The organism is Anaeromyxobacter sp. (assembly GCA_016718565.1).
In the GTDB taxonomy this organism is placed as follows: Bacteria; Myxococcota; Myxococcia; order Myxococcales; family Anaeromyxobacteraceae; genus JADKCZ01.
This window is the reverse complement of sequence record JADKCZ010000001.1, coordinates 775,934-790,039: the sequence shown is the minus strand read 5'-3', so window position 1 is coordinate 790,039 and position 14,106 is coordinate 775,934. Positions and strand designations below refer to the sequence as shown.

Sequence of the window (14,106 nt, the reverse complement as noted above, 5' to 3'; positions counted from 1 at the left end):
CCGGGAGGGGGCCGCCGGGCCGCCGGGCAGCGGCAGGCGGCCTCGACACCAGGGAGGTGACGGGGCGGGCCTCCCGTGCTTTCCTCTCGCCATGACGACGACCCGAAAGCTGCTCCTGGCTGCCGCTGGCCTGCTGCTGGCCATCCAGGTGGTGCCGGTGGAGCGGACCAACCCGCCGGTGGAGGCCCCGGTGACGGCCCCGGCCGAGGTGGCCAGCATCCTCAAGCGCGCCTGCTTCGACTGCCACTCGCACGAGACCGTCTGGCCGCCGCAGGCCTACCTGGCCCCGGTCTCCTGGCTGGTGTCGCACGACGTCTCCGAGGGGCGCGAGGAGCTCAACTTCTCCCGCTGGACCCAGATGGACCTGCGGCGGATCGCCAAGAAGCTGCCCAAGGAGATCGAGGAGAAGGAGATGCCCCCCTGGTTCTACGTGGTGGCCCACCCCGGGGCGCGCCTGAGCGACGCCGACCGCGCGGTGCTGGCGGCCTGGGGCCGCGGCCTGGCCGGGGGGCAGCCATGATCTCGCTGGTCCTGACGCTGGTCGGCACGGACCGCCCCGGCCTGGTGGAGGCGGTGGCCGCCCCCATCGCCGCCCACGGCGGCAACTGGCTGGAGAGCCGCATGGCCCACCTGGCCGGCAAGTTCGCCGGCATCCTCCGGCTGGAGGTGGCCGACGACCAGGCCGCCTCGCTCACCGCGGCGCTGGCCGCGCTCCAGACCGAGGGGCTCACGGTGGTGGTGGAGCGCTCCGACGGGCTGCCGCCGCCGCACGCCCAGCGCTACATGGTGGTGGAGCTCGAGGGGCTCGACCGGCCCGGCCTGGTCCGCGAGATCGCCCAGGTGCTGGCCGAGCGCGGCGTCAACATCGAGGAGCTCACCACCGACCAGACCACCGCGCCCATGTCCGGCGAGTCGATCTTCCGCTCGCGGGCCTGGGTGCACGTGCCGCCCTCGGTGGACGCCCACGAGCTGCGCCAGCGCCTGGAGCGCCTGGCCGGCGACCTGATGGTGCAGGTGACGCTGGGCGAGCCGGACTAGGCGGGCGGCGGCCCGGGCCGCCGCAGCCGGAGCCGCCAGACCCGCTGCCCGGTCTCCAGGTAGCGCTTCTCGCGGGTGGACGGGATCTCGTCGGCCGGCGCCTCGCAGAACTCCCCTGGCCCGGCCTCGTTCCGGAAGCCCACCTCCTCGAGCCGCACCACCGCGTCCCTGGCGTAGCGCTCCACGTCGGTGCGGAAGTCGAGCAGGCCGCCCGGCCGCAGCAGGCCGAGCAGCAGGGTGGACATCCGGTCGTCCACCAGCCGGCGCCGCACGTGGCGCCGCTTCCACCAGGGGTCGGGGAAGTGGACGTGCACCGCGGCCAGGGACCCGGCCGGGAAGAGGCGCGGCGCCAGGATGCGGGCGTCGCCCTGCAGGATCAGCAGGTGCTGGTGGCCGCGGGCCGCCGCCTTGTCGGCCAGGGCGCGGGCGAAGAGCTTGCGCTGCTCGACCCCCACCAGGGCGCGGTCCGGCCGCAGCCGGGCGAAGGCCAGCGCGTAGCCGCCGTGCCCGCAGCCGATCTCCAGCTCGAGGTGGGCGGCGGCCGCGCCGAAGCGGGCCCGCCAGTCGGGGAAGCGGTCGAGGGCCAGGGGGGCCTCGTCGGGGCCGGAGGAGATCATCGGCGCCCATCTACCATGATAGAAACGGCCCGTGCGCCGCCCGCTCGCCGCCGCCTCGATCCTGCTGCTCCTCCTGCTGGGGCCCGGCTGCAGCCGCTGCGGCGCCCCGGCCTCCAGCCCGCCCCCGGAGCGGTGGGTGCCGGCCAGCGCCACCGGCGCGCTCCTGGTGCCCCGGCTCGACGAGGCCTCGCGACAGGCCGCGGCGCTGTACGCCACCCTGTCCGACCTGCCGGGCGGGGAGGAGCTGCGCGGGCTGCGCGCCGGCCTCTCGGTGCAGCTGGGCTTCGACCCGCTCGACCCGGCCGCGCTGGCGGGCGCGGGGCTCGACCCGGCGCGCGGCCTGGCGGTGGCCGAGCTGGCGCCGCGGGACGGCCAGGCCGCCGGCGCCCCGCTCCTGGTGCTGCCGGTGGGCGACGCGGCCGCCTTCGACGCCCTGGTGGCGCGCCTGGCCAGGGACCGGCTGGGCGCCGGGACGCGCGGCCTCGAGAACGCCAACGGGACGCCCCTCGAGGTGTGGCGGCGCGCCCCCGGCGAGGCGGCCCTGCTCTCGGTGGCCCGCGTCGAGCGCACCGCCCTGGTGGCGGCCGGCCCCGGCGGCCCGGACGCCCTGCGCGCCGCGCTGGCGCTCGACCCGGCCCTCTCGCTGGAGCAGGGCCCCACCTGGCGGCGGGCGCGGGCGGCGCTCGGCGAGGGCCCCTCGATCCTCTTCTACCTGCCCCCCGGTGGCGCCGCGCCGGCGGGCCTGCCCGGCGGCGAGGGGCTGGTGGCCGGCCTCTCGGCGGCCGCCCGCAGCCTGCGCCTCTCGGCGGCCGCCCTGCTCGGCGCGCAGGAGTCGCTGCTGGCCCCGCTGGCCGGCGGCCCCGTCCAGGCGGCGCCGCTGCCCCTGGACCCGGACACGGTGCTGGCGCTGCGGCTCTGGGCCGACCCGGCGGCGCTGCTGGCGCTGGGCGAGCGGACCCTCGGGCTGGCTCCGCCAGCGGAGGTGCGGGGGGTGATCGAGGCGCTGCGGCCGCCGCTGGACGTGGGGCTCTCGCTCTCGCCGCGGGCCGAGCTGGCGGCCGCGCTGGCCAGCCGCGGGCAGCTCGACCCGGCGCGAGTGCTGCGGGCCGAGGTGGTGGCGCGGATCAAGGCCGGGGCCCGCCTGGCGCCGCTCCTCGACGGGCTGGCCCGGGGCGCCCACGGCGTGGTGGGCGACGGCCGGTGGGCCGCGCGGGTGGGCCAGGCCGAGGTGGCCTGGGCGCTCCGCGGGGAGACGCTGGCCGTGACCGCCGGCGCGGGCGGCGGGCTCGACGCCCTGCTGGCCAGGGTGGCCGGCGGGCCGGGCTTCGCGGCCCCCAGCCCGGCCGGCGCCGCCGCGCTGGCCGGCGGGCTTGGCGGCGCGGTGCTGCACGGCGCCAACCTGGTCAAGGCCATCCGGGCGCTGCCGCCCGAGGCCTACGGCAGCGGCCCCGACGCGGTGGTGACCCGCTCGCTGGCGGAGAAGGTCACCTCGCCCGGCGCCAGCGCCGGCGCGCTCTCGCTGCGGGTCGACCTGCCCGCCGGCGCGCTGCGCCTCACGCTGGACGTCGAGCTGGGCGAGCCGGCCAGGACCCCGTGATCTCCCTGGCCGGCGTCACCCGCTCCTTCCACGACGGCGCCCGCGAGGTGCCGGTGCTGCGCGGGGTGGACCTCACGGTGGCCGCCGGCGAGCTGGTGGCGGTGGTGGGGGCCTCCGGCTCGGGCAAGTCCACCCTGCTCTACGTGGCCGGCGGGCTCGACGCCGGCTTCGGCGGCGAGGTGTGCGTGGCCGGGGTGAGGCTGCGCGGCCTGTCGCGCGCCGCCCTGGCCGGCTTCCGCAACCGCTCGGTGGGGTTCGTCTTCCAGTCGTTCAACCTGGTGGCCGGCCTGTCGGCGCTGGAGAACGTGCTCCTGCCCGGCCTGCTGGCGCGCGGGGCGGCCGAGCCCCGGGCCGCCCTGCGCGCCCGGGCCGAGCTGGCGCTCACGCGGGTCGGCCTGGGCGGCCGGGGACACGCCCGGCCGGCGCAGCTCTCCGGCGGCGAGCGGCAGCGGGTGGCCATCGCACGGGCGCTGCTGATCCGGCCGGCGGTGCTGCTGGCCGACGAGCCCACCGGCAACCTGGACGCCGAGAGCGGCGCGGCCGTCATCGGCCTCTTCTCGGCGCTGGCGCGCGAGGGGGCGGCGGTGCTGGTGGTGACGCACGAGGAGCGGGTCTCGCAGGCCGCCGGCCGGGTCCTGACGCTGCGCGACGGGAGGCTGGCGTGAGGCTGCGGGTCCTGTGGGCGGTGGCGCTGGCCACCTTGCGCGGCGCCCCCGGCGCGGCCCTGGTGGACGCGGCGGCGGCGGCGGTGGGGGCGGCCGCGCTGGTGATCTTCGTGGCCCTCGGCCTGGGGGTGGGCGACGCGGCCCGGCGCATGTTCCCGGCCGACGACCGGCTGGTGGAGGTGGTGCCCGGCCCGGTGTCGCTGGGCGGGCTGCTGGGCGGCGGCAAGCTGGACGAGGCGGCGCTGGACCGCCTGGCCAGGCTGCCGGGCGTGCAGGCGGTCTGGCCGCGCCAGAACCTGCAGGTGCCGGTGGCCGCGCCCGAGCCGCCGCGCGGCCTGGAGTCGGCCTGGGCGCCGGGCATGACGCTGCAGCTGCCGGTGGTGGGCGTGGACCCGGGGCTGGTGGCGGCCGACACCCGGCACGGCGTGGCCTTCGCCGATCCGGCCGGCGACGGCCCCATCCCGGTGGTGCTGTCGCGCCGGCTGCTGGAGATCTACGACAAGACCATCGCGCCGACCTGGGGCGTGCCCGGCCTGCCGCCCGGCTTCGACCCGGTGGGGCTCGAGCTGCCGGTGCGCATCGGCCTCTCCATCGTGCCGTCGCGCAGCGAGGCGCGGGTCCTCGAGGCGCGGGTGAAGCTGGCCGGGCTGTCCGACCGGGTGCCGCTCTACGCCATGGCGGTGCCGCTGGACACCGTGCAGCGCCTGCACCTGCTCTACCGCCGCTCGGATCCGGGGTACGGCCAGGTGACGCTGCTGGCGGCCCGCCCCGACGACGCCCCGGCCATCGCGCTGGCGGCGCGCCGCATGGGGTTCGGGGTGGACAGCGCCGAGCGCTCGGTGGCCGAGCGGGTCGGCACGGTGGTGGCGGTCACCACCGGGGCGCTGGCCGCGCTGGCGCTCCTCATGAGCGGCCTGGCGGCGCTGGCCATCGCCCGCTCGCGGGCGGCCAGCGTGGCGGCGCGCGCCCGCGACATCGCGCTGCTGCAGGCGCTGGGGGCCACCCCGGGCGACGTGCGCGGCGTGGTGCTGCTGGAGGCGGCGCTGCTGGGCGGCGCGGGCGGGGTGGCCGGGGCGGCGCTCGGCCGGCTGCTCGGCCTGCTCGGCGACCTGGCCTGGCGGCGGCTCCTGCCCGACTTCCCCTACCGGCCGGAGACCTTCTTCCAGTTCCCGCCCTGGCTGCTGGCCGCGGCCGTGGCGGTGGCCGCGCTGGCCGCCGTCCTGGGCGCGCTGGCGCCGGCCGCGGCGGCGGCCCGGGTGGACCCGGCGCGCACCCTCTCCTGAGGGAGGCGCTCCCGCCGCGCCGGCCGCCCCGCGCGGCTAGCCTCGGTCGCCCGCCACCTTGAGCACCGCGCCCACCTTCAGGGTGTGGCGGCGCGGGTCGGAGATGCCGTTCAGGCGGCACAGCTCGCCGAGCTCCACGCCGTGCTCGCGGGCGATGGACCAGAGGGTGTCGCCGGAGCGCACCCGGCGGGTGGAGCGCTCGCCCGCCGACGCCGCGCCCCCGGCCCGGGCGGCCTGCCGTGGCGCCTCGGCGCGCGCCGCCGCCGGCGCCGGCCGCGGCGCGGCCGAGGCCACCTTGGGCCCGCCCTCGGCCAGCGGGATGAGCAGCTCGGCGCCGGGGCGCAGCCGCCTCGGCTGCAGCCCGGGGTTCAGCTCCAGGATCCCCTGCACCGGCACCCCGTAGCGGCCGGCGATGGCGCCCAGGGTCTCGCCGCGCCGGACCACGTGGCCGTCGAAGGTGTTCTCGAGCGTGGGGGCCACCGCGGGCCAGGCGGCGGCGAAGCGCGCGGCGGCCTCGCCCGGCAGCTTCAGCTTGAAGGGGCGCGGCGGCGTGCAGGCGCGCCGCAGCTCCGGGTTCAGCTCCACCAGGGTGCGCTCCGGCACCGCGGCGGTGCGGGCCAGGGTGGCCAGCGGCGCGGCCACCGGGATCTCCACCACCACGTAGTCGGGCCAGCGCTCGGCCTCGATCTCCTCCGGCAGGAAGCCGAAGTCCTCGGGGTGCTTGGCCACGATGGCGGCGGCCATCAGCTTGGGCACGTAGCCCTTGGTCTCGGCCCGCAGGATCTTCCTGCCCTTGGTCTCGGCCATCGACCAGAAGTCCTGGTACCCCTTGCGGCGGGCCTTGAAGATGGTGCCGGCGCCGGCGTTGTAGCCGGCCCATGCCAGCCGCCAGTCGCCGGTCTGCCCCTTCAGCTCCTTCAGGTAGCGGGCCGCGGCGCGGGCGCTCTTCTCCGGGTCGCGCCGCTCGTCCACCCAGAAGTCCTGGCGCAGGCCGAAGCTCTTGCCGGTGGCGGGCATGAACTGCCACGGGCCCACCGCCTTGGCGCGGCTCTGGGCGAAGTTGGCGAAGCCGCTCTCGATCATGGCCAGGTAGACCGTGTCCTCGGGCAGCCCCTCCTCGCGCAGGATCTGGCGGTAGCGCTCCAGGTAGCGGTGCGAGCGGCCCAGCCACTTGACGAAGTGCGGCCGCACGGTGCGCGACTGGAAGAAGCGGATGTAGCCCACCACCGCGTCGTTGACGTCGATGGGGATGTCGTACTCGGCGCGCAGCTGGGCCTCGTCGTGGTCCAGCTCGGGGATGAGCGGGATGCGCCCGCGGGCCTCGCTGGGCGGCGGCAGCACCGGGCGGGCCAGCGCGCCCTCCAGCCGATCGCGCAGCGGCGAGCCCAGCCCCAGCCCCTCGGCCGCCTCGGCGGCGCGCTGCTCCAGCGACGGGGCCTCCTCCAGGTGGGCGGCGCGCTCGGCGGCGCGCATGGCCTCCAGCTCGGCCGACTGGTCGTCGATCTCCACCGCCTGAGGGCCGGTCTCCGGGACGTCCGCCTCCTCGTCCCCGTCGCCGGCCTCGCCGGCCGGGACCTCCGGGCGCGGCGGGGCGGCGCCGCCGGCGCCGGCGGCCAGGGGGGATTCGGCCCGCGCAGCGGCGGCCAGCAGGAGGGCGGCGAGGAGGATGAGTCGCATCGACCCTCGAAGGTACCGGAACCGCGCACCGGATGGAAATCATGGGCGTGCCCGCCCCGGTCCGCCGTGCTAGGTACTCGCGGCCGAGCCCTCCCGTGCTGCGCATCGGAACCCACACCTTTCGAGGCCGCTACTTCCTCGCGCCCCTGGCGGGCGTGTCGGATCGGCCGTTCCGCGCGCTGTGCCGCGAGCTGGGGGCGTCCTTTGCCTACACCGAGATGGTCAGCGCACACGGGCTGCTGCACGGCGGCGCCCAGACCCTGAGCTACCTCGACCGCGACCCGGCCGAGGTGCCCTTCGCGGTGCAGATCTTCGCCGCCGAGCCGGAGGTGCTGGCGCGCGGCGCGGTGGGCGCGGTGGAGGCCGGGGCCGGCATCGTGGACCTCAACATGGCCTGCCCGGTGAAGAAGGTGTGCGGCTCCGGGGCCGGCGCGGCGCTGGCCCGGGATCCCGCCGCGGTGGCCGCGGCCGTGCGGGCGGTGGTGGCGGCGGTGCCCGGCGTGGCGGTCACCATCAAGATCCGCGCCGGCTGGGAGGCCGGGGCCATCAACTGCGTGGAGGTGGCCCGGGCCGCCGAGGAGGCCGGCGCCGCCGCGGTGGCGCTGCACGGCCGCACCCGCGCCCAGGGCTACGCTGGCCAGGCCCGCTGGGACCTCATCGCCGCGGTCAAGGCGGCGGTGGGCATCACCGTGCTGGGCTCGGGCGACGTCTGGACCGCCGCCGACGCGCTGCGCATGCGCGCCGAGACCGGCTGCGACGCCGTGCTGGTGGCCCGCGGCGCCTGCGGCAACCCGTGGATCTTCCGCGAGCTGGCCGCCGCCGAGCAGGGCCTGCCGCCGCCGGCCCCGCCGGACCGCCAGGAGTGGCGCGACCTGGTGCTGCGCCACGTGGCCATGCAGGTGGAGCACCGCGCCCGGCAGCGGCCGCAGCTGCCGCTGGCCGAGGTGGAGCGGGTGGCGGTGCGCGAGCTGCGCAAGCACCTGCTCTGGTACACCCGCGGCCGGCGCGGCGGGGTGGCCTTCCGGCGCGACGCCGGGCGCGTCCTCACCGCGGCCGACGTGGCGGCCCTCATCGACCTGCACTTCCCGCCCGACGCGCCCTTCGAGACCGACCCCTCCTTCCACCCCGCCGCGGAGGCGGGGGAGGAATCATGACCGAGCTCCAGTCCCTGGCCCTCTACACCTTCGCCATCCTGGGCGGCGCCGTGGCCGGCGGCGTCCTGCCGCTGGTGGGGCCCATGCGGCGCAGCGACCTGCTGCTCTCCTTCTCCGGCGGCGTCATGCTGGGCGCCTCCTTCTTCCACATGCTGCCGGAGGCGGTGGAGCTGGGCGGGGTGGCCACCGTGCCGGCGGTGCTGCTCGGCTTCCTGACCCTCTACCTGCTGGAGCGCTTCGTCCTCATCCACATCTGCGCCGAGCCGGGCATGAACCAGGCGCTGGTGAACCGCTCGGTGGACCGCCCGCACGACCACGGCCACCCCGGCCACGTGCACGGCGACGAGGCCGGCTGCGAGGTGCACACCCTGGGGCTGGCCGCCTGGGTGGGCATGTCGATCCACACCATGGTGGACGGCTTCGCCCTGGGCGCCGCCAACCACGAGGAGGGGCTGGGCATCCTGGTGTTCATCGCCATCCTGGCCCACAAGATCCCCTCCTCCTTCTCGCTCTCGGCCATCCTGCGCTCGGAGGGGTACGGCCGGCTCAAGGCGCTCTGGATGAACGCCTTCTTCGCCCTGATGGTGCCGGTGGGGGCGGGCGTCTACCTGGGGCTGCGCAACGTGGTGCCCATGGAGCGCTTCACCGCCTACGCCCTGGCCTTCAGCGGCGGCACCTTCCTGCACCTGTCGCTCTCCGACATCCTGCCGGACCTGCACCGCCGCGGCGGCTCCAAGTGGCGGCTCACCGGCGCCCTGCTGGCCGGCCTGGGCCTCATGTGGGCCCTGCGGCTCATCCGCCACGAGCACTGAGGGTATGCTGCGGCTCCACCGCCTCCGGGAGCCCCCATGACCCGCCTCCTCGTCGCCGCCCTCTGCCTGGCCCTGGCCGGGCCGGCCCTCGCCGCCGAGAACGCCCAGCAGGCCCGCATGCGGGCCTGCAACGAGCAGGCGACCGGCCAGACGGGCCCGGAGCGGAAGCGGTTCATGTCGCGCTGCCTGAAGGGCGAGGCCGCCGCGCCCGGCGCCACCCCGCAGCAGCAGCGCATGAAGGACTGCAACGCCCAGGCGGCCGGCAAGAAGGGCGCCGAGCGGAAGGCCTTCATGAGCGAGTGCCTGAGGAAGTAGCCTCGTCCCCCATGCGCCTCGACGACGAGCTGCTCGATGGCCCGCCCGCCCCCGGCGCGCGGGTGATGGCCCTGGCCCGCGCCGCCGAGGTGGAGGCCGCGGCCGCCCGCCTGCTGGTGCCCGGCCAGGGCGAGGCGCTGCACGACCTGCGGGTGGCGCTGCGGCGCCTGCGCGCCACCCTGGACGCGCTCGAGCCGCTGCTGGGCGGCGCCGCCACCGAGAAGCAGCGGCGCAGGCTGCGCCGGGCCGCCGGCCGCACCGGCCAGGCCCGCGACGCGGAGGTGCTGGGCGCCTGGCTGGCCGGCGCCCGCGAGCGGCTGCAGGCCCCCTACCGCGGGGCCCTCGACTGGGTGGCCGACCGCGTGGAGCGGGCGCAGCAGCGCGGCGCCGCCGCGGTGGCGGCGCGCGCGCTGCCCAAGCTCTCGAAGGCCCTGCCCCGCCTGTCCCGCCGCCTGGCCCGCGCCGCCCCCCAGGCCGCCGCGCCCCCGCCCGGCGCGCCCGCCACGCTGGCCGCCGCGCTGGCCCCGCCGCTCCGGGCCCGGGTGGCGGCGCTGCGCGAGGCCCTGCGGGGCGTGGCCGGCGCCGACGACGAGGCGGCGCTGCACCGGGCCCGGCTGGAGGCCAAGCGGCTGCGCTACCTGCTGGAGCCGCTGCGCGGCGCCACCGGCGCCGACGCCACCTCCGCGGTGGAGGCGCTGCGGGGGCTGCAGGAGGTGCTGGGCGAGTGGCACGACGGCCTGGTGGCGCACCGCGCGCTGGAGGCGGCGCTGGTGGAGGCGGCCGCCGAGCGGACCCGCTGGCGCGGCCGCGGGGCCGGCGACGCCGATCTCAGGCCCGGCCTGGTGGCGCTCGGGCGGCTGGCGGCCAGGCGGGTGGAGGACGCCTGGGCGCTGCTGGAGGCGCACCACCTCGGGCCCCAGGCCACGCCGCTGCTCGACCTGGCCTACGTCGTGGTGGGCGCGCTCGAGGCGCGCCGAGGCTGGCAGGACCAGCCGGTGGTCGAGCGGCGGCTGCTGCTGACCGGGCTGCCCGCCGAGGCAGCCGGCGCGGCGGTGGAGGAGCTCGAGCAGGGCTGGGTGCCGGAGGGCGGCGGGCGCGGGCGGGTGGTGGTGGTGCGCGACGCCGGCGGCGAGCGGGCCTACCGGGCCGGGGGTGGCGGCCTGGCGCCGCTGTCGCGCGGCGACCTCGAGGCGCTCTGGCCGCTCACCGAGGGGCGCCGGGTGGTGAAGCGCTGCCACCGGCCCATCGCCCTGCCCGGCTGGAGGCTCGACGAGTACCTCGACCGGCGGCTGGTCCTGGCGGTGGCCGAGGCGCCGGGCGGGCAGGCGCCGGCCGTGGGCGTGCCGGTGGCCGGGGACGAGGCGGGCGAGGCCGGCGGCGCGGGCGGGCCGTTCCTGCCGGCCTGGCTCGAGCCGCTGGTGGTGCGCGACGTGACCGACGAGCGCGGCTACGCCGACGAGGTGCTGGCGCGGCGGGCGCCGCGGGGCGGGCGGCAGGGCGCCTGAGGAGGCACCTCGGCCGGGCCGGCCACGGGAGGTGACCGCCTGGCGGCCTCTCAGGCCACCGTGACCTTGCGGACGCCGCGGGCCTCGAGCAGCCTGCCGATCCGCTCCCGGTTGTCGCCCTGCAGCACCAGGGCGTCGCCCTCGATGACGCCGCCGCAGCCCAGCGAGCGCTTCAGGTCGGAGAGCCAGGCCTCCAGGTCGCGCGGACGCAGGCCCAGCTTCTCCACCACCGTGACCACCTTGCCGCCGCGCCCGCTCCGCTCCATGCGGACCACCGCGCGAGCCGGTCCGGGCCTGGGCGGGGGCGCCGGCGGGGGCTCGCGGGTGGGGGCGGCGGCGTTCGCGGCGACGCCGGGGGCGGACCCGGCGGGAGCGGCGGGCGGGCGGGCCGGGTCGGGCGCGGCCGCCGGCAGCCGTCCGGCCAGCGCGGCGAAGGCCGCGTTGAAGGGACCGGGCGGGGGCGCCGGAGGCGCGTCCTTCTCTCGCTTGGCCATGGCGGGCGGGAGCTTCGCACGCGGGAGGGGGCCGCGGGGAGGCGCGGAGGAGGGGCCACCGCGAGCCGGCGGCGCCAGGTGATGGCGATCGCGGTCCCCTGCCGCACCCCGCCGGGTCCCGCCGGCCCGCCCTCGCGGAACCTGCCTATCGTCGGCCCCGGGAGAAGGGGCCATGCCGTCGCCGGCCAAGGAGCGCCCGTGGGCGCTGACCACCGAGGCGCTGCTCGGGGCGCTCGGGGCGTCGCCGGGCGGCCTCTCCGGCGGCGAGGCCGCGGCGCGCGGCGCGCGCGAGGGGCCGAACGAGCTGCCGGAGCCGCGCGGCCCCTCCGTGTGGCGCGAGCTGGCCGCGCAGGTCACCCACTTCATGGCGCTCCTGCTCTGGGCGGCCGGCGGGCTGGCCTTCGCCTCCGGCACGCCCGAGCTCGGCTGGGCCATCTGGGCGGTGGTGGTGGTCAACGGCGCCTTCTCCTTCTGGCAGGAGCGGCGCGCCGGACGGGCCCTGGCGGCGCTGCGCCGGCAGCTGCCGCACCAGGCCCGCGCCTGGCGCGACGGCGCGCTCACGCTGGTGCCGGCGCGCGGGCTGGTGCGGGGCGACGTCATCGAGCTCGGCCTGGGCGACCTGGTCCCGGCCGACGCCCGGCTGCTGGCCGGCGACCGGCTGCGGGTGGACCTCTCGCTCCTCACCGGCGAGTCCACCCCGGTGTCGCGCGCCCCCGCGCCCGCCGAGCCGCTCTGCGCCGTGGCGGCCCAGGCCGGCTCGGTGGTGCTGGCCGGCGCCACCGTGGTGGGCGGCCGCGGGCGCGCGCTGGTGTACGCCACCGCCGGGGCCACCGCCCTCGGCGAGGTGGCCCGGCTCACCGCGGAGGTGGTGCGCGAGCCCTCCACCCTGTCGGTGCAGGTGGCGCGGCTGGTGCGCACCGTCACCGGCGTGGCGGTGGGCATGGGGCTCCTGGTCTTCGCCCTGGCCTACTGGCTGGTGGGGTTCACGCTGCCGGAGGCGCTGCTCTTCGCCATCGGCATCGTGGTGGCCAACGTGCCGGAGGGGCTCTTGCCCACCGTGACCCTGTCCCTGGCGCTCGGCGTGCAGCGCATGGCGCGGCGGCGGGTGCTGGTGCGCCGGCTGCCGGCCATCGAGACCCTCTCGGCCGTCACGGTGGTGTGCACCGACAAGACCGGCACGCTGACGGAGAACCACCTGGCGGTGCGGGCGGCCTGGACCCCGGCCGGCCCGGCGGCGCTGCTGGCCGGGGAGGCGGCCGGCCCCCTGCGGCTGCTGCTGGCCGCCGGGGCGCTGTGCACCGAGGCGGCCACGGTGGCCGGGCCGGGCGAGGCGCGCGCGGTGGCGCGGGATCCCCTGGAGGCCGCCCTGCTCGACGCGGCCCGGGCGCACGGCCTGGACCCGGTGGCCCTGGCCCGCGCGGCGCCGCGCCAGCGCGAGCTCCCCTTCGACCCGGCCCGCCGCATGATGACGGTGGTGGTGGCCTGGGCGCTGCCGGGGGCCGGCGTGCCGCTGGGCGCGCCGCTGGCGCTGGTGAAGGGGGCGCCCTCGGAGGTGCTGGCCCGCTGCACCGCCGCGCTCGGCGGCGGCGGCGCGACGCCGCTCGACGAGCCGGGCCGCGCCGCGGCGCAGGGGCAGGCCGAGCGGCTGGCGGCGCTGGGCCACCGGGTGCTGGCCGTGGCGGTGCGGGCCGCGCCGGCCGGGCTGGCGGACGGCGCGCTGGAGGCCGGGCTCACCCTGGTGGGCCTGCTCGGCCTGGACGACCCGCCGCGCCGCGGCGCCGCCGAGGCCCTGGCCCGCTGCCGCGAGGCCGGGCTCACCGTCACGGTGGTGACCGGCGACGGGCCCGGCACGGCGCTGGCGGTGGCGCGCGAGGTGGGGCTGCCGGCCGACACCCGGGCCGTCACCGGCGCCGAGCTGGCGGCGCTGGACGACGAGGCGCTGCGGCGCCTGCTGGGGAGCAAGGCCCCGCTGCTCTTCGCCCGGGTGGTGCCCGAGCAGAAGCTCCGGCTGGTGCGCGCCTACCAGGCGCTCGGGGAGGTGGTGGCCGTCACCGGCGACGGCATCAACGACGCGCCCGCCCTGCGCGCCGCGCACGTGGGCATCGCCATGGGCGCCTCCGGCACCGACGTGGCGCGCGGCGCCGCCGACCTGGTGCTGCTCGACGACGACTTCGGCTCCATCGTGGTGGCCATCGAGGAGGGGCGCAGCCTGTTCCGCAACGTCAGGAAGTTCCTGACCTACATCCTCACCTCCAACGTGCCGGAGCTGGTGCCCTTCCTGGCCATGGCGGCGCTGCGCATCCCGCCGGCGCTGACCATCCTGCAGATCCTGGCCGTGGACGTGGGCACCGACATGGTGCCGGCGCTGGCGCTGGGCGGCGAGCCGCCCGAGCCCGGGCTGATGCAGCGCCCGCCGCGCCGCAAGGACGCCCCGCTGCTCGACCGCCGGCTGCTCCTGCGGGCCTACCTCCGCCTGGGCGGCGTGCAGGCCCTGGCCTGCATGGCGGCCTACGCCGGGGTCTGGCTGGCCCACGGCGTCGGCCTCGACGGCCTCCGCCAGGTGGCCCCGGCCCTGCTGGCCCACGCCGCCTCCCCCGAGGTGGCCGCGCTGCAGCGGCAGGCCACCAGCGCCGCGCTGGCCGCCATCGTGTTCTGCCAGATGGGCAACCTCTTCGCCTGCCGCTCCGAGCGGCTCTCCTTCCTGTCGGTGCGCGGCAAGAACCCGCTGCTGGCGCTCGGCCTGGCCGTGGAGGCCGCCGTGCTGGTGGTCGTGCTGCACCTGCCCCCGCTGCAGGAGGCCTTCGCCACCGCCCCGCTGCCCTGGCAGGCCTGGCCGCTCCTGGTGCTCGGGCCCGCGCTGCTGCTCGGCGTGGACGAGCTGGTGAAGTGGGTGGAGCGGGCGCGGCTGCGGGCGCGGGCGGTGGGGTGACGGGTGGGGCACGGGCCCTG

General features: G+C 78.4%; 13 protein-coding genes. 10 read left to right on the top strand and 3 right to left on the bottom strand.

Annotation, left to right across the window (positions count from 1 at the left end; genetic code table 11):
• The first annotated feature begins 91 nt into the window (after positions 1–91).
• Together IPO09_03400 and IPO09_03395 are read left to right on the top strand one after the other, a co-directional pair.
• Positions 92–520 (top strand): heme-binding domain-containing protein, encoded by a 429-nt coding sequence (locus IPO09_03400; GenBank protein ID MBK9516399.1) that lies wholly within the window; start codon positions 92–94, stop codon positions 518–520.
• Entirely contained in the window at positions 517–1,038 is a 522-nt protein-coding gene (locus IPO09_03395; GenBank protein ID MBK9516398.1) for an ACT domain-containing protein, read from the top strand. The genes IPO09_03400 and IPO09_03395 overlap by 4 nt, the downstream gene beginning before the upstream one ends.
• Here the strand turns inward: IPO09_03395 and trmB are convergent.
• Positions 1,035–1,655 carry a tRNA (guanosine(46)-N7)-methyltransferase TrmB gene (gene trmB, locus IPO09_03390; protein ID MBK9516397.1) on the bottom strand — a complete coding sequence of 207 codons (621 nt, stop codon included), beginning with the start codon at positions 1,653–1,655 and terminating at the stop codon, positions 1,035–1,037. The genes IPO09_03395 and trmB overlap by 4 nt on opposite strands.
• A gap of 31 nt (positions 1,656–1,686) precedes the next feature.
• Between trmB and IPO09_03385 the strand changes: the two genes are divergently transcribed.
• The 3 genes from IPO09_03385 to IPO09_03375 are packed head-to-tail and all read left to right on the top strand — an operon-like array spanning position 1,687 to position 5,200.
• Positions 1,687–3,252 carry a hypothetical protein gene (locus IPO09_03385; GenBank protein ID MBK9516396.1) on the top strand — a complete coding sequence of 522 codons (1,566 nt, stop codon included), beginning with the start codon at positions 1,687–1,689 and terminating at the stop codon, positions 3,250–3,252.
• Positions 3,249–3,917, top strand: coding sequence for an ABC transporter ATP-binding protein (locus tag IPO09_03380; GenBank protein MBK9516395.1), 669 nt, complete (start codon positions 3,249–3,251; stop codon positions 3,915–3,917). The genes IPO09_03385 and IPO09_03380 overlap by 4 nt, the downstream gene beginning before the upstream one ends.
• Positions 3,914–5,200 carry an FtsX-like permease family protein gene (locus IPO09_03375; protein ID MBK9516394.1) on the top strand — a complete coding sequence of 429 codons (1,287 nt, stop codon included), beginning with the start codon at positions 3,914–3,916 and terminating at the stop codon, positions 5,198–5,200. The genes IPO09_03380 and IPO09_03375 overlap by 4 nt, the downstream gene beginning before the upstream one ends.
• A gap of 36 nt (positions 5,201–5,236) precedes the next feature.
• On the opposite strand, the gene IPO09_03370 is transcribed toward IPO09_03375, so the two are convergent.
• Positions 5,237–6,877, bottom strand: a complete 1,641-nt coding sequence (locus IPO09_03370; GenBank protein ID MBK9516393.1) for a LysM peptidoglycan-binding domain-containing protein — start codon at positions 6,875–6,877, stop codon at positions 5,237–5,239.
• Positions 6,878–6,975: 98 nt separating this feature from the next.
• Between IPO09_03370 and dusB the strand changes: the two genes are divergently transcribed.
• From dusB to IPO09_03350, 4 genes are read left to right on the top strand one after another with little or no spacing between them, the layout of a single operon-like run.
• Complete coding sequence (gene dusB / locus IPO09_03365) at positions 6,976–8,031, top strand: tRNA dihydrouridine synthase DusB (GenBank protein ID MBK9516392.1); 1,056 nt, start codon at positions 6,976–6,978, stop codon at positions 8,029–8,031.
• The gene (locus IPO09_03360; GenBank protein MBK9516391.1) at positions 8,028–8,843 is read left to right on the top strand and encodes a ZIP family metal transporter; all 816 of its coding nucleotides are present in this window, start codon (positions 8,028–8,030) and stop codon (positions 8,841–8,843) included. Before dusB ends, IPO09_03360 begins: the two co-directional genes overlap by 4 nt.
• 36 nt (positions 8,844–8,879) lie before the next feature.
• Positions 8,880–9,158, top strand: coding sequence for a phosphate starvation-inducible protein PsiF (locus IPO09_03355; protein MBK9516390.1), 279 nt, complete (start codon positions 8,880–8,882; stop codon positions 9,156–9,158).
• 11 nt (positions 9,159–9,169) lie between these two features.
• Positions 9,170–10,663, top strand: a complete 1,494-nt coding sequence (locus IPO09_03350) for a CHAD domain-containing protein (GenBank protein ID MBK9516389.1) — start codon at positions 9,170–9,172, stop codon at positions 10,661–10,663.
• 50 nt (positions 10,664–10,713) lie between these two features.
• Here IPO09_03350 and IPO09_03345 read toward each other — a convergent pair whose 3' ends face one another.
• On the bottom strand, positions 10,714–11,157 hold the full coding sequence (locus tag IPO09_03345) for a translation initiation factor (GenBank protein ID MBK9516388.1): 444 nt from the start codon (positions 11,155–11,157) through the stop codon (positions 10,714–10,716).
• A 172-nt stretch (positions 11,158–11,329) separates the two neighbouring features.
• On the opposite strand from IPO09_03345, the gene IPO09_03340 reads away from it, so the two are divergent.
• Complete coding sequence (locus IPO09_03340; protein ID MBK9516387.1) at positions 11,330–14,086, top strand: cation-transporting P-type ATPase; 2,757 nt, start codon at positions 11,330–11,332, stop codon at positions 14,084–14,086.
• Positions 14,087–14,106 lie beyond the last annotated feature (20 nt).

Coding starts and splice junctions, on each gene's coding strand:
- IPO09_03400 (MBK9516399.1), top strand. CDS start 92: ATGACGACGACCCGAAAGCTGCTCCTGGCTGCCGCTGGCCTGCTGCTG.
- IPO09_03345 (MBK9516388.1), bottom strand. CDS start 11,157: ATGGCCAAGCGAGAGAAGGACGCGCCTCCGGCGCCCCCGCCCGGTCCC.
- trmB (MBK9516397.1), bottom strand. CDS start 1,655: ATGATCTCCTCCGGCCCCGACGAGGCCCCCCTGGCCCTCGACCGCTTC.
- IPO09_03340 (MBK9516387.1), top strand. CDS start 11,330: ATGCCGTCGCCGGCCAAGGAGCGCCCGTGGGCGCTGACCACCGAGGCG.
- IPO09_03360 (MBK9516391.1), top strand. CDS start 8,028: ATGACCGAGCTCCAGTCCCTGGCCCTCTACACCTTCGCCATCCTGGGC.
- IPO09_03350 (MBK9516389.1), top strand. CDS start 9,170: ATGCGCCTCGACGACGAGCTGCTCGATGGCCCGCCCGCCCCCGGCGCG.
- IPO09_03370 (MBK9516393.1), bottom strand. CDS start 6,877: ATGCGACTCATCCTCCTCGCCGCCCTCCTGCTGGCCGCCGCTGCGCGG.
- IPO09_03355 (MBK9516390.1), top strand. CDS start 8,880: ATGACCCGCCTCCTCGTCGCCGCCCTCTGCCTGGCCCTGGCCGGGCCG.
- IPO09_03395 (MBK9516398.1), top strand. CDS start 517: ATGATCTCGCTGGTCCTGACGCTGGTCGGCACGGACCGCCCCGGCCTG.